This is a genomic window from Acaryochloris marina S15 (assembly GCF_018336915.1).
GTDB lineage: Bacteria > Cyanobacteriota > Cyanobacteriia > Thermosynechococcales > Thermosynechococcaceae > Acaryochloris > Acaryochloris marina_A.
This window is the reverse complement of record NZ_CP064923.1, coordinates 795,676-809,838: the sequence shown is the minus strand read 5'-3', so window position 1 is coordinate 809,838 and position 14,163 is coordinate 795,676. Positions and strand designations below refer to the sequence as shown.

Here is a 14,163-nt window from a genome sequence, read left to right as displayed (position 1 = left end):
TTAAACAGTATTTTCTATCTTAACGAATCTTGTCCTTTTTGCCGAAAGATTTCAATTACTTTTTGGAGGAACGGGCTGGGGTGACCTTACCTGCAGACGGACAGAGATCGGTAAAGGAACAGCGATCGCAAGTGGGTTTCCGCGCATTACAAACGGCCCGACCATGATAAATCAGACGAATCGACCAGTTTTCCCAGTCTTCTTGAGGTAAAAGCTTCATCAAATCCTGCTCAATTTTGACGGGATCTTGATGGCGGGTCAGCCCCAAGCGATTGCTTAAGCGCTTGACATGGGTATCTACGGTTACCCCCATATTGATGCCATAACCATGGGCTAAGACGACATTAGCAGTTTTACGGGCAACCCCTGGCAGGGTCAGCAATAGATCCATTTGATTCGGCACTTGGCCATCAAAATCCCTGACAATCTTCTGGCAAGCCCCTTGGATATGCTTGGCTTTGTTGCGGTAAAACCCCGTTGAGCGAATCAGCGCTTCTAATGCTTCCCGATCCGCTTCGGCGAAGGCAGGGGCATCTGGGTAGGCATCAAAGAGTGCTGGGGTAACCTGATTCACCCGCTCATCCGTACACTGAGCCGACAGAATCGTAGCTACCAGTAGTTGAACCGGTGTTTCATAGGTCAAACTACAGGTGGCATCCGGATAGAGTTGTTTGAGGCGATCGAGTAATTCTAATGCCTTTATTTTTTTAGCAGAATTGCGAGGCATAGCCTAAGTCATCAGTTTGGCGGTATCCAGCACAATCATAAACACCCCAAGCCCTAGCAAGAGGAAAAGGCTAACCTGCATAACGCCTTCTTGAATCTTATTGGGTAACGGTTTACCTCGAACCCCTTCCAGCAGTAAGAAAGCCAATTGCCCCCCATCTAAAGCCGGTAGAGGCAGGATATTGATAAAGGCCAAGTTAACGCTGATGACCGCTGCAAATTGAAATAGGCTGCTCATATCGGTACGAGCCATATCGGCACCAATGGCAACAATACCCACAGGACCCGCAACTTGGCTGGCAGACTCTCTAAAATTGCCCACCAGTTCGCCGAGGGTATGAGCCATAAAGCCCACTATTTTCTGAAACTCTTGGGCTGCAGTACCAAATAATTCGCCTACATGTTGGATAGGACGGCGCACTAGACGGCCATTAGGAGCGAGCTGAACTCCAATGCGAGCTAGGCCCTCGTCCGTTCGTTCAGGAATAATGTTGATATCTATCTCTTGATCTTGCCGTTTAATATGCAGTTGAATGGGCTGGCCCTCATTATTTTGGATGGATTTCATCAGGGAATCCCGAGCGGCCTCTGCTTGGCCTAGGGTCTGTCCATCAACCGCAAGGACGATATCTCTCGATTGGATACCTGCATTAGCAGCAGCGGAACTCACATCCGTTGCCACTTGAGCAATCAACACCCCTGGTTGGTACTGAACACCACCGGGAACGCCGACGATGCCAACTTCTGCAACCAGCAACACATAGGCCAAAATCATGTTGGCAATGACCCCAGCACTGATGACAATGGCCCGATCCAAAACAGGCCGATTGCGCATCAAGTCTGGATCAGTCAGGGGGATAGAACTCTCGGGATCTTCATCCGGGAATCCGACATAACCGCCAAGAGGAATACTCCGCAAGGCATACTCAGTTTGCTCACCCTGGTATTTCCATAAAATCGGACCAAAGCCAATAGAAAAGCGGTTTACATGGATTCCTTGCAGTCTCGCAGCAAGGAAGTGACCCAATTCATGGACAGCAATCAGCAGCCCTAGAATACCGATCATGATGAAAATTCCAGCAAAGGGAGGCATGGATGCACCTTAATATCGCGGCTCTAATCCAATCATAGGGGATTAGGTTTAACTATCTTAACGCTATTGATGGCCTCAGGTTGTTGCAGTGAAGGGAGGTCATAATTCCAGTAAAATTCGAAACAAAAGAGCAGGGGCATTTCGCCAAAAACGTTCGGTTCTACACCTGGGGGAGTGGAGGTAGAATCGCTATCGTCAAAGAAGCGTTAGAAATATCTCAGCCAGTGAACTGATATGGGAGGCAATTCTAAGGGTGAACGCGTGGGTCTTGCCAACAATTAGCGAGGGATTCAGGGAGAGTGAACCGGCATTGGATTGGTGGTCTGAACCTCAATCCAATCAGGGAGAAACTGAATGGCATGCTGCGATTGGCACGCTCTTATCGATGTTGCTGGCGACTCAAGAAAAAAACATCAGCCAATCTAGTACCCATCAGACCATTCCTGCCAGGATGCGAGGCTTGATCCTAACGGGGCCAACTCCCCTTTTGAGTGATTTAGGCTTATTTGCAAATTTCCATACCTGGGCTTTAATTCCAACGAATGGCACTGCATTCCAATTGCCCCCCTGTGATCGAACGCATTCTGAAGTGCCCCCTCAGTCTGCTCAGACTATCCCATTACTCCCTGCAGATCCTCAATTAGCAGAGCGATTTTGCTTAGTGCTGACGGCTTCCTTTTGTTGGGTCGCGACTTTGAATTCTACGACTGCCCAGGGAGCATGCTTCCAATTCTCCTTTATCCCAGAAACAGTACAGCAGGTGCTGCAGAGTGTGCGATCGCGTATCCAACTCACGCGTCCCCATCAATTGGCAGAGTTTGATGGCCTCTTGCAACAATGGCCAGTTGTTGAGCCCCACTATCGAATTCCGCTGCAATTTAGTCGTCAACTGCTGCAAAATTATCGGCAAGTCTCGACGCTCTTGCCTGAACTCTCGCCGCAACGCTCTTCTCACTTATCTGAGATGAAGGCTACCGAACAATCAGATAAGCGTCAGGTGTCTCCGGATCACAAATGCCCAGAAGTCGACTTATTAAAAGCATTAGCCCATGAAGTGCGGACGCCTCTGGCCACCATTCAAACCTTTACACAGCTACTGCTGAAACGCTCTGATTTACCGGCAGAAGTCTTGAAACGATTAGAATCGATCCGGCGGGAATGTCATGAGCAAATTGATCGCTTCAGCTTAATTTTTAGGGCGATGGAGCTTACCACTGCGGAGACAACGCCTACGGTTCAGCTCATGTCTATTTCGGTCCAGGAGGTTTTAACAACGAATGTCCCTCGCTGGCAAAAACAGGCCGATCGGCGCAGTCTCTCTTTTGAGTTGGACATGCCGGCGCAACTGCCTGCGATCGCAATTAGTGATCCCAACATGTTGGAGCAGGTTCTAACAGGCTTAATAGAACAACTCAGTCATCGTTTGCCAATAGGCAGTCAAATGCAGTTGCAAATTGCCTTAGCAGGCGATCAGCTCAAACTAGAGCTGCGCTCTGATCAAACCATGACAAATCCAGGCTCAGGGGCTGATTTGCCCATGCTCAAAGCTATTGGTGATTTATTAATGCTGCAACCCGAAACCGGCAACTTGAGCTTGAGCTTACCCGTCACCAAACAACTCTTCGAAATTTTGGGTGGAAAACTCACCGTCCGTCAAAATCAACAGCAAGGTGAAGTCTTGACAATCTTTTTACCGTTAGGGACGGATAGTACTGCATACTAGGAATGGCTCCAGAACTGGGAGACTTCCCTGAGTTTGGCAGGATATCCCCCCATTGATGGAGTGAGTCTTATCGAAATTTGGTTATGTCTGTAGAGAATCTTGTTACCCCTCTCGCCGACCTGAAAGCGATCCCTTATCTTGATGCCGACGGGATGCTTCCCCAACAATTTTCAGGCAAAATCGGTGTCTATGCCATCTTTGGGGAAGATAAAACCCTCCAATATGTGGGGTATTCACGGGATACCTTTCTCAGTCTCAAACAACATTTAATCCGTCAACCTCGTTTATGCTATTGGCTGAAAGTCCAATCGATTGACCGCCCGAATCGGACCCTACTGGAAGAGATACGGAGTACGTGGATTCAGGGCAATGGTGCACCAGTACCTGGTAACCAAGCCGATCAAAGCAAGTGGGAACAGGCAATTGATGTCAAAGCTGCCATGACCGATGAAGAACAGGCCCAACATCAAGACCCGGCCCTAGACGAGCGCAGCCAACTCAAAGTCCTAAAAAATGCGGCCCGTCGCCTAGAAGCTGAAATCATGGAGATCCTCAACCAGCGTGGCGTACAAGAGCCTCTGCGGTTTAACCCTAAGTTAAAAGAGACGGGGTTATTAGATTTAAAATAGCGTGGGGTCATCCACCCCACCCATGCCTTAATCACAGTCCCAAGTCTCCCCATTTTTTGCAGAGATATCGCCCCTAATATTGAGAGGTTTCATGCCTGACGGAGAACAAATCAGTTTATTTGATTGGCAGGGTGCCGAAACCAAATCAGAAACGGTGACTGTGACCCATGAAGAAATCTCTACTAGTCCACAGGTTCCTATCCCCAAAGGGTTTTATCAAAACCTGCCAGAATTAACGACTCATTGTCAACAGTGCCAACGGTGTGATTTGGCACCCAGCCGTACCCATGTCGTGGTGAGTCGGGGTAATCCACAAGCGCCCATTCTGATCATTGGAGAAGGACCTGGTCAACATGAAGATGAAACTGGATTACCTTTTGTGGGCCGAGCTGGGCAATTATTAGACAAAATCTTGGCCTCAGTCAAACTCGACTCGCAACAAGATGTTTATATTTGCAATATTGTTAAATGCCGACCGCCAGGCAATCGAACCCCAACGCCAGATGAGTCAGCCGCTTGTAAACCCTATCTACTAGAGCAGATTCGCCTAGTGAATCCCAAGATCATCTTGCTGACAGGCGCAACTGCAGTCCGGGGGCTTACAGGAGATAAACGGGGCATTACCAAAATCCGTGGGCAATGGTTACCATGGCAAGACTATTTGTGCATGCCCATCTTGCATCCTGCCTACCTCCTTAGAAATCCCTCCCCTGAACCTGGCAGACCCAAGTGGTTAATGTGGCAAGATATCCAGGCCGTTCGGGCGAAACTAGATGAGTTGTTGCAGTCACCTTAAGTATTTAGAGAATTTGCCTAGACGACGGATTAGGAGCCGTACAACAACAGCATTAGCAGCCACTCTAGCTACCTTGACCAATAGCCATAAAAACTTGCTTCAGTTCATTTAAGGTGGAGAATGCTGGGTTGTCTTGCTGCCCTTCTGCTCCTGCTTGACCCTTTAGGCTCTCTACAACATCTTGAATCGGTTGTAATAAGCTCTCAGAAGTTTTGACTTTCCCCCACAACTCGGCCAAGGCCGTTTTTTGGTTTTCTAGCTCGTGTTCTTGTTGTTTCAAAGCATTGCGCTTATTGTCTTGTTCTGTAGACGTCGTCTCTATTGTATTTCGAGTGACTTGCAGAGAAGCCTCTAGGTCACTGAGTTCATGGTTTAATCTCTCTAGCGATTGCTGTTGCTTTTCCTGCTCAGCTTTTGCTAATTCTACGATAGGTGCAAGATCTAACGTAGCTGATTGATGAAATTTGTTCTGTTGCGATCGCTTCCGCTGATACAAAATGTCTTGATGAAAATAGAGAATGGCTTCACGCTCTTTCAGGGTTTTGCGCTGACCCTCTAAGGTCTCATCCAGTAAACGGAAATGCTGTCGCTCATCCTCCACCTCACCGGTCAAGCTTAATTGATCATACTCGCTGGCATTTTGAATTTTTGCTTCCAACTCATCAATCGCTTCTTGTTGGTATTTCAGTTCTTCTTCCTGATCATTAACAAAACTAGAAAGTTTAACCAATTCTGTATTGAGCTTCTCTACCGTGGTTTCCAGCTCCTCTAACGGCATATCCCGGAGCCTTTGCACATCAGCCTGCTCACCAGCAGCCCCCTGCATCTGAGTGAGATTCTCATAGAGATTGCTTTGGACTTGTAGCTGTTCGCTTAACCAACTTTTCTGTTCTTCTTTCAAGGTGAACGACTGCTCTTGCACCTTGAGTTCTAATTTGGTTTGTGCCAAAGAATCTTCGGTTTGTTGCCATTCCTGCCAGACAGATTGCAACTCAGACTGTTGTTGATCAAGCGTCGCTTGTTGTTGTTGAGCATGAGAGCGATCCTGATCAAGGGTTTGCCAAGCTTCCTGTATCTGGGGATGTTGATTGATACTCGCTAAAACATGATCCGGATTGGATGTCCCATTAGCAAGAGATTGATCCAATTGCTCCAACAATTGCTCTATCTGCCGTACTTGTTCATCAGACAGACCTGCCTGTGCCTCATTTTGAGCATTCTGCAACCGTCCCCAGCCTTCCTCTAACTGCTGGCGATCTAGCTCCATCTGCTCTTTTAGCTGCAGGATTTGGGTGCGAGTAGCTTCAAATTCTTGGCGTTGTTGCTCGATTTTTTGAGATTCAGCATCCCATTCTTGTATTTCCTCAGCTCGGGCTTCCATATCCACTTCACGCCGAGTGAGTTCTTGACTTTGGTAGATTAAGGATTGCTTCCACCCTTCAATCTCTTCTTCCTGGGTTTTGAATTTCTCACGCATGCGAGAAAAGCTTTTTAAGATGCCAACTAGCTGTCTTGTGGCATCTTGAATACTTTTAAGCTGCTGATTGCCATCCATCTCAACCAAGACAAGGACGCCTGCGTTGTAGTCATTCGCAGCATCTGCTTGGAGCAGTTCTTCGCCAGAGATGGGACTCCAGTTATGCTCAGATTGCTTTTGGGCTAAAAGCTTCAGCTCTGTTTTGGCACCCATAAAGCCAGTCTTCTTGTGCACTTCAGCGAGATACAGCACACTTATCACCCTCAATTTCTACTTGCATCTGAGCCCAGTCAATATCCAAAGTTCAGCTTTCTAAATTTAGCGATCGATTGAACTTCATTCAACTCCTATTCAGTATAAAAGCTTCGCTTTTGACCCAATAGGGTTTTTCAAGCATTAAGCTTAACTTCCCCTCAAGATTAGCTAACTTCAAGATTTAAGCCAACACTCTCAGCAAAAGACATGCTCAACTATACAAGGGAACACAGTTCTTCCCAAGTCAATAGTTCCCAAAAGGGCCGCTCTTCTTTGCATGCATAGAGTAAGTCTTTTTACTCCTAAGGAATTGATCCTTTCCCTAGAACAAAACAATTCATAGATTGGCAAATTGTATGTTAGGGGAGGGTATCCTAAGTTCGCAGGGGAAATCACCCTCAATAACTTCGTTCTTGGCTGTTCTGTTTGAAGCTAGTCTACTCAGGTAAATGACTAATACCATTTGTCAAATTACTCGGACTACTTTCACCTTTACCGTAGCAGCCAATACTTAAATGTGAGTAGCCCTAGCGAAGATGTCAGGTAGCAATAAATGCAAAAAGTTTTAGTAGTTGATGACAGTATTACACAGCGACAACTCATGAGCAATGCTCTCGAAGACATGGGACTCACGGTTTTGATCGCAACAGACGGAGTAGAAGCGCTTGAGCAAATCCAATCAACGCAACCTGATATTGTGGTCCTAGATATCGTCATGCCTCGAAAAAATGGGTATGAGGTTTGTCGCGAAATAAAGTCTAACCCAACAACTCAAAATGTACCAGTTGTAATTTGTTCCTCAAAAACAGAAGACTTTGATCGGTACTGGGGGATGAAACAAGGGGCAGATGCTTATCTGACCAAGCCGATACAACCGCGAGAATTACTAGTCATAGTTAGGCAATTACTAGAAGGTTAGGTCCTTATGGTCAGTCACCAAGATATTGTTGCAGATACAGATACTAATCAGCTCTCCAATCTGCAGGAATTACAAAATCCTGAAGGAGACTTATTCTTAAGATTCTTCATAGAGTCAGGCCAAGAATTTGCATTACCAGCCCAAGGCATTCGGGAAGTGCTGGCGTTAGCGCCAGATCAGATTACACCGATTCCCAATGTATCTCCTGTGCTGATGGGCGTCTTGAATCTGCGAGGTCAAGTTGTTTGGGTAACAGATATTGGTCAGTTCTTAGGTCATCCTAAACCCTTAGATACAGATTGCCAGGAAATATCGATCATTGCGATCGAATCCCAAGAAATTACCGTTGGTTTGGCTGTTGACAAGGTGATGGATATGGATTGGCTAGATGCTGACAGGCTGAGTCCATCTCTCAGTGCGCCAGACAATATGGCTCCTTTCTTGAAAGGAGAATGGATACTCAATGAGTCCGAACAATATTTACGATTGTTGGATCCAGAAGCAATTTTGAGATCAGCCCGGTGGGCGACTTAACCCCATGAAGATGTAAGGGAAATGACTAAACTTGGCAGGTCTAGAGGATATTCTTCAACATCATTCCTTAGTTTTGTTCAATCTTAGTGGTTTAATTCATCTCAGGTAGTTTTTAAACATTCTCTATCATAAATTCCCGCAGATTATTCGCTTCAGTTAGCATTTCGACTCATCCAGTGGCAGGAGCAGACAGATGTCATTAAGTACTCGATATACTCAGGACTATCAACAAGCAGTAAGTGACTATATGAAAGGTCACTACCAGGAAGCTGCCGAAACGACAGACCAGTTAGTAAAAGAGTATCCTGACGATCCAAATCTGCGATTACTCCGAGGACATATATATAGTTGTCTTCAAAAATACGAAATTGCGAACCAACAATATAAGTCTGTATTAGAGTTGACTCATGATCCAGAGTTGCTTGATTGTGCTCGCAACAGTTTGGCGGATTCAACTCGATACCTTGAATCGGGCTATGGCTATTCTGAGTCGATGCCCTCTATCGATAACAACAGTGCTGCTTTGACCATGACGAATGGAAATGAGTCGCCATTGGGTGAACCAGTAGTTACCCAACCCTCATCCTCACTTCAGACAAATTCTGATGGTGAGTCTTCAACTGCAGATGACAATCCATTTGCAGTCAATTCAAACCCCTTTGATGATTATGTGTCCGCTCCTCTGGTTTCTGGGAACACTAACAGACAGCCGTTGGTTTCGGATAGTTTTGCTGATGGAGAAGACGATACGTTACTCATGAACAAAAACCATTCAACATCCGACTCAGAAAGTTCCGATACTCGGCCGTCCGGTATTTTCAGCGATTCCGAAAGCGATGCTATTCAAAGTGAATTTACTGATATTAGTGGTGTAGACAATACCATACAGTCCTCCCATACTGATGCTGACGCTTGGGATGAGCCCTTTGATTTGGCAGGGGAGAATACAACGCAATCTGCAGACTTAGATTTCTCAGATTCAATCGATCAAACTGAGTTCCCCATGTCTGGGATTGATTTATCTGAAGAACTATCTATGGATGGTTTCGAAGGGAATGCGGAAATCGACACCTTTGATCCAGCAACCGAGTTTGATCTTGATCCCAGTTTGCTGAACTTGGCTGAAGATGAACAGGATTTGATTGGAGATACGGGATTAATCAATGTAGCGGAGAATGCGCAAGCGTTAGCCATTGATGATCTACCTCCTTCGTCCGACTTGGCCGCGTCATCACAGTCAGGATTTTTAGGAGAGTCCCAGGATGGGAGCGCCTTCTTCCCTGATGGCCAAGGGGCTGCCCTGTCCAAAAAGCCTGGGGGAATTTTAGCTCCTTTTTCTAATGCCTCATTGCAGCAAAAGCAAATTATTATGTCGACAACTGCTGGAGTCGTTTCGGCGTTAGCGGTTGTAGGGGCAGGCCAACTCAGCTCTCAATCTATGGCCACGACAGGAGCGGGAGCACTGGCAGCTGGTGTGGCGGGTGGTGTGACAACCCTAGCCCTCGGACAAATTATGACCCGGCAAATCAAGTCTTCAACGAATGATTTGCAAACTCAATTGACTGCCGTTGCCCAAGGCGATTGGAGTGTTCGGGCCACTGAGTTTTCTAAAGATGAATTTGGTCAGTTAGCCACCAGTTTTAACCAAATGACTCGTTTTATTGAGTCAACCACTGCTGAAGTACAGCGCAAAGCAGAAGAACAGGAAAAGGCCAAAGAAGACCTACAGCGACAAGTGATTCGTCTGCTGGATGATGTAGAAGGGGCCGCTCGTGGAGACCTGACGGTTCAAGCAGAAGTAACTGCCGATATTTTAGGAGCGGTTGCTGACTCTTTTAACCTCACCATTTATAACCTGCAAAAGATTGTTAAACAGGTTAAAGTAGCGGCCCAGGAAGTGAATAAAGGGGCAGCTGAAAACGAAGAATTTGCCCGGGGCTTATCTTCTGATGCATTACGGCAAGCTGAAGAGTTGGCAGTCTCGCTAAATTCTGTGCAAATGATGACCTCCTCTATTCAGCAGGTTGCAGAAAGTGCTCGTTCTGCAGACCAGGTGGCTCAAAAGGCGACTGAAGCTGCGCTGAAGGGTGGGGAATCTGTAGAAAGTACAGTGGCTGGTATTCTCCAGATTAGAGAAACAGTGGCTGAAAGTACCCGAAAAGTGAAGCGTCTTGCTGAATCTTCCCAAGAAATTTCTAAAATTGTTGGATTAATTTCACAAATTGCCTCCCGCACAAACCTACTGGCCTTGAACGCTAGTATTGAGGCGGCTCGTGCAGGTGAATCGGGTCGTGGTTTTGCAGTTGTTGCGGATGAAGTCCGTCAACTAGCCGATCGGGCTGCCAAATCATCCAAAGAAATTGAGCAAATTGTTTTGCAAATTCAAGGTGAAACAAGCTCTGTGATGATGGCCATGGAAGAAGGAACCCAACAAGTTATCGAAGGAACCCAACGGGCGGAGCAAGCCAAGCGTTCGTTGGACGACATTATTCAAGTCTCATCACAAATTAATCAGTTGGTGGGTTCGATTACCAAAGCGACTGCTGAGCAAACCGAAACCTCCCGCTATGTATCTCAAGTGATGCAGTCGGTGGAATTAACTGCCCAAGAAACTTCACAAGAAGCTCAACGAGTGTCTGATTCTCTGAGAGGTATGGTGAGTGTTGCTAGTGAACTTCAGTCTTCAGTGGAGCGATTCAGAGTGGAAGGCACTGAATTCTAGGGCTTTGTAGCCTAATTTCTAAATCATCAATTTGACTTATCGTTTTACAGCATCCTAAGGAAGATGGTAATGCAGCCAGAACAACAGCGGATTATGGTCTACTTTATTGAGGAGGCTAAAGAGCACCTCAATACAATCGAGCATGGTTTGCTGAATTTGCAGACCGTTGTTGCCGATCCTGAATCTTTGAATGAAGTATTCCGAGCCGCTCATTCAGTGAAAGGGGGGGCTGCAATGCTGGGTATTTACAGCATGCAGCATATTTCTCACCGGTTGGAAGATTACTTCAAAGTACTGAAAGAGCATGACCTTCCGGTCGATCAGAAACTAGAGTCTTTACTATTTAAAAGTTTTGATGCCCTCCATATTCTGACGGAAGAATTAGAGCAGTCCTTTGGCTTATCGGATGAGTTGTCAGCCAAGACCATATCGGAAATCGACCCGGTTTTTTCTGAAATCGACAGCCATCTGACCGAGATAGCAGGTCCAGGCGTTGATATCAGCGCTCTATTAAGTGATGCCCCTGCACCTACACCGCAGAAAACAACCGCCGAGCCAGAGGTGTTGGATGCTCAATGTCTTGAACTTTTTCAAACAGACATCTTGCAATATTTACGAGAGATTCTGGGATTATTCAAACAGCCTGATACACCAGAAAATCGCCAGACATTAACCAAGATCTGTCAGGATCTGGGCCAAGTCGGACAGGAATTTCAGCTAAAAGGTTGGGCTGAACTCTTAGAAGTAGCAGGTGTTGTCGTAGCTGACTCCAGCAACTCCTTTGCGACCCTTGCAGGAGTGATCGTTCCTAATATTAAAGAAGCAAGAGACTTAGTTTTAGCGCAACGTGCAGCAGATGTGAAGCCGATGGCCGCACTGTTAGATTTGATGCCTGCACTAGACTTTGGTGACCTAGGAGTTACGAGTTCAGCCGAGACTGAGACTGAAGATTGGTTAGGCTTATTTGCGGAAGAAGACACGAGTGCTTCGACAAATGCAGATACGGGAGCTTCTTTCCTTGATGACTTGTTCAATGAACCGGCATTAAATTTCGACACATCCACGACTGCTGAAGTTCCTGAGCCCGTTGCTGCTACAGACAATAATTTTTCTAACTTAGACGCCTTGTTGGCTGAAACACCAACAAATGGGGCCACTGCTCCCGCTTTGGCCCCATCAAATGATGACTTCAATGATCTTGAAAAACTTCTAGAAGAGCCAAGTCGTCCAACAAAGGCTAAGGAACAGGCCAAAGCGCCACAGAAGCGCACAGGTACTAAGCCATCGCGGCGGGGGAGTGCCATTGCACAAACCATGAAAGTTCCTGTGAAGCAATTGGACAATCTAGGGAACTTAATTGGCGAGTTGGTGGTTAGCCGTAACTCCCTAGAAGATAGCCAAAATCGTTTACGGCAGTTTTTGGATAATTTGTTGTTGCAAGTTCAGCAACTAAATGATCTAGGGCGGAATATGGAAGATCTGTATGAGCGTTCGTTATTGGAAAATTCATTGTTGAGTAGTCGCCAACAGCAGGCGGTTGCCAGTGGAAACGGTGGAAATGGTAATTCTGGCGGTCATTCCACAGGCCAGCAATTTGATGCCCTAGAAATGGATAGTTTCACGGGGTTCCACACCTTATCCCAAGAGATGATTGAACGCATTGTTCGGGTGCGTGAAGCGGCCTCTGATATTGAGTTTATTGTTGGGGGAACCGAACAAGTTACGCGGATGTTCCGTCAAATTACAACTCAGGTGCAAGAAGGCCTAACCCAGTCGCGGATGGTGCCTTTTTCCCAAGTAGCAGAACGACTCCCTAGAGCCGTCCGTGATATTTCCATGAAGTGTGGTAAAAAAGCCAGGCTGGAATTGGAAGGTCGTGACACTCTAATTGATAAAAGTATTTTGGAGCGGTTATATGATCCGCTGACACATTTGGTGAATAATGCGCTGTTTCATGGCATTGAAGCACCTGACATTCGCCAATCTTTGGGTAAAGCCGAAGAAGGAGTCATCAAACTACGGGCCTTTTATCAGGGTAATCAAGCTGTTATCTCGATCATGGATGATGGTGCTGGCATTGATATTGAGCGTGTGAAAGCGAAGGCCGTCCAGAAAAACTTACTGACCCAAGATGAGGCCGACACCCTATCTCGCCAAGAAGCCTATGCCTTGCTATTTAAATCGGGTTTCTCGACCCAGGAACAGGCCAATGATTTGGCGGGTCGTGGAGTGGGCATGGATGTTGTCCGCAATAGTATCCATGAAATTCGCGGGGTGATTAATACCGATTCAGGGATTGGCAAGGGCACCACGTTTACGATTCGACTCCCTCTGACCCTCAGTATCACGAAGGCCTTGTGTTGTATCGATAATTCGACTCAAATTGCATTCCCGATTGACGGAGTGCAAGATGTGATTGATATTCCCAAGGAACAGTTGCAGCAAGATGCAGATGGACAAGTGTTGGTAACCTGGCAAGATAAGCAGCTGCCTTGCAAACCATTAGGAGAATTGCTGGCCTATAGTCGTCGATTTAAGCGGAGTTCATCTTATAACGCTAGTAATACGAAGGATGATGGCATGGCATCAGTGGTCATTCTTCGCAGTGCAGATGATCTGGTGGCCATTGAAGTTGAACAGGTTTTGGCCGAACAGGAAATTGTAATTAAACAATTGGCGGGGCCGGTTCCCAAACCCATGGGCATTGCTGGCGTCACTGTGCTGGGTGATGGTGGCATTATGGCCATTGCTGATGTGATGGAACTGGTAGATCTGTGCTTGGATCGCCTAGAGGTGAACAGTAATCTCTGGAAGAGTATTCTGGAAAACACGGAAGTAGAAGAAGCTACCGATCCGATGGTACTCATTGTTGATGATTCGATTACGGTTCGAGAATTGCTGTCCATGACCTTCAATAAGGTGGGCTATCGGGTGGAACAAGCCCGTGATGGCCAGGAAGCATGGGAAAAACTGCGATCTGGATTACCCTGTGATTTGGTTTTCTGTGACGTGGAAATGCCTCGGATGGATGGGTTAGAGTTACTGTCTCGTCTACAGCAAGATGATGATCTGCAGGACTTGCCTGTAGCGATGCTGACATCGAGAGGAGCTGCTCGCCATAAACAAATGGCTACAGAGCTAGGGGCGAAAGGATATTTCACGAAACCTTATTTGGAAGAAGTCTTGCTGGAAGCAGCTCAACGCATGTTGAATGGGGAAGTTTTAGTCAAATAAGACAGTTCCTGACGGGGTAAAAGACTATGCTTAAGCTCAGGGAGTTATCCCTAAT

Annotated in this window: 10 protein-coding genes; 7 read left to right on the top strand and 3 right to left on the bottom strand. The window is 46.5% G+C overall.

Annotation, left to right across the window (positions count from 1 at the left end; translation table 11 throughout):
- Positions 1 to 55 precede the first annotated feature (55 nt).
- Complete coding sequence (gene nth / locus I1H34_RS04450; RefSeq protein ID WP_212664532.1) at positions 56 to 727, bottom strand: endonuclease III; 672 nt, start codon at positions 725 to 727, stop codon at positions 56 to 58.
- 3 nt (positions 728 to 730) lie between these two features.
- A complete protein-coding gene (gene rseP, locus I1H34_RS04445; protein WP_212664531.1) occupies positions 731 to 1,819 on the bottom strand; it encodes an RIP metalloprotease RseP in 1,089 nt (362 codons plus the stop codon).
- Between the two features lie 310 nt (positions 1,820 to 2,129).
- On the opposite strand from rseP, the gene I1H34_RS04440 reads away from it, so the two are divergent.
- The 3 genes from I1H34_RS04440 to I1H34_RS04430 all read left to right on the top strand — a co-directional run bounded on the left by I1H34_RS04440 (position 2,130) and on the right by I1H34_RS04430 (position 4,967).
- Positions 2,130 to 3,542 (top strand): sensor histidine kinase, encoded by a 1,413-nt coding sequence (locus I1H34_RS04440; protein WP_249369795.1) that lies wholly within the window; start codon positions 2,130 to 2,132, stop codon positions 3,540 to 3,542.
- A gap of 83 nt (positions 3,543 to 3,625) precedes the next feature.
- Positions 3,626 to 4,171 carry a GIY-YIG nuclease family protein gene (locus tag I1H34_RS04435; RefSeq protein WP_212664529.1) on the top strand — a complete coding sequence of 182 codons (546 nt, stop codon included), beginning with the start codon at positions 3,626 to 3,628 and terminating at the stop codon, positions 4,169 to 4,171.
- 91 nt (positions 4,172 to 4,262) lie between these two features.
- Positions 4,263 to 4,967, top strand: a complete 705-nt coding sequence (locus I1H34_RS04430; RefSeq protein ID WP_212664528.1) for a uracil-DNA glycosylase — start codon at positions 4,263 to 4,265, stop codon at positions 4,965 to 4,967.
- A gap of 64 nt (positions 4,968 to 5,031) precedes the next feature.
- Here I1H34_RS04430 and hmpF read toward each other — a convergent pair whose 3' ends face one another.
- Entirely contained in the window at positions 5,032 to 6,696 is a 1,665-nt protein-coding gene (gene hmpF, locus I1H34_RS04425) for a pilus motility taxis protein HmpF (protein ID WP_212664527.1), read from the bottom strand.
- A gap of 556 nt (positions 6,697 to 7,252) precedes the next feature.
- Between hmpF and I1H34_RS04420 the strand changes: the two genes are divergently transcribed.
- The 4 genes from I1H34_RS04420 (at position 7,253) to I1H34_RS04405 (ending at position 14,108) form a co-directional block, all read left to right on the top strand.
- Positions 7,253 to 7,618, top strand: a complete 366-nt coding sequence (locus I1H34_RS04420; protein ID WP_010472888.1) for a response regulator — start codon at positions 7,253 to 7,255, stop codon at positions 7,616 to 7,618.
- A 6-nt stretch (positions 7,619 to 7,624) separates the two neighbouring features.
- Positions 7,625 to 8,152 carry a chemotaxis protein CheW gene (locus tag I1H34_RS04415; protein ID WP_212664526.1) on the top strand — a complete coding sequence of 176 codons (528 nt, stop codon included), beginning with the start codon at positions 7,625 to 7,627 and terminating at the stop codon, positions 8,150 to 8,152.
- Between the two features lie 193 nt (positions 8,153 to 8,345).
- Entirely contained in the window at positions 8,346 to 10,874 is a 2,529-nt protein-coding gene (locus I1H34_RS04410; RefSeq protein WP_212664525.1) for a methyl-accepting chemotaxis protein, read from the top strand.
- Positions 10,875 to 10,943: 69 nt separating this feature from the next.
- Positions 10,944 to 14,108, top strand: coding sequence for a hybrid sensor histidine kinase/response regulator (locus I1H34_RS04405; RefSeq protein ID WP_212664524.1), 3,165 nt, complete (start codon positions 10,944 to 10,946; stop codon positions 14,106 to 14,108).
- Positions 14,109 to 14,163 lie beyond the last annotated feature (55 nt).

What these genes read in the sequence shown, in the direction of transcription:
- I1H34_RS04420 (WP_010472888.1), top strand. Translation starts at nt 7,253, where the DNA reads ATGCAAAAAGTTTTAGTAGTTGATGACAGTATTACACAGCGACAACTC.
- I1H34_RS04405 (WP_212664524.1), top strand. Translation starts at nt 10,944, where the DNA reads ATGCAGCCAGAACAACAGCGGATTATGGTCTACTTTATTGAGGAGGCT.
- rseP (WP_212664531.1), bottom strand. Translation starts at nt 1,819, where the DNA reads ATGCCTCCCTTTGCTGGAATTTTCATCATGATCGGTATTCTAGGGCTG.
- I1H34_RS04435 (WP_212664529.1), top strand. Translation starts at nt 3,626, where the DNA reads ATGTCTGTAGAGAATCTTGTTACCCCTCTCGCCGACCTGAAAGCGATC.
- nth (WP_212664532.1), bottom strand. Translation starts at nt 727, where the DNA reads ATGCCTCGCAATTCTGCTAAAAAAATAAAGGCATTAGAATTACTCGAT.
- I1H34_RS04410 (WP_212664525.1), top strand. Translation starts at nt 8,346, where the DNA reads ATGTCATTAAGTACTCGATATACTCAGGACTATCAACAAGCAGTAAGT.
- I1H34_RS04415 (WP_212664526.1), top strand. Translation starts at nt 7,625, where the DNA reads ATGGTCAGTCACCAAGATATTGTTGCAGATACAGATACTAATCAGCTC.
- I1H34_RS04430 (WP_212664528.1), top strand. Translation starts at nt 4,263, where the DNA reads ATGCCTGACGGAGAACAAATCAGTTTATTTGATTGGCAGGGTGCCGAA.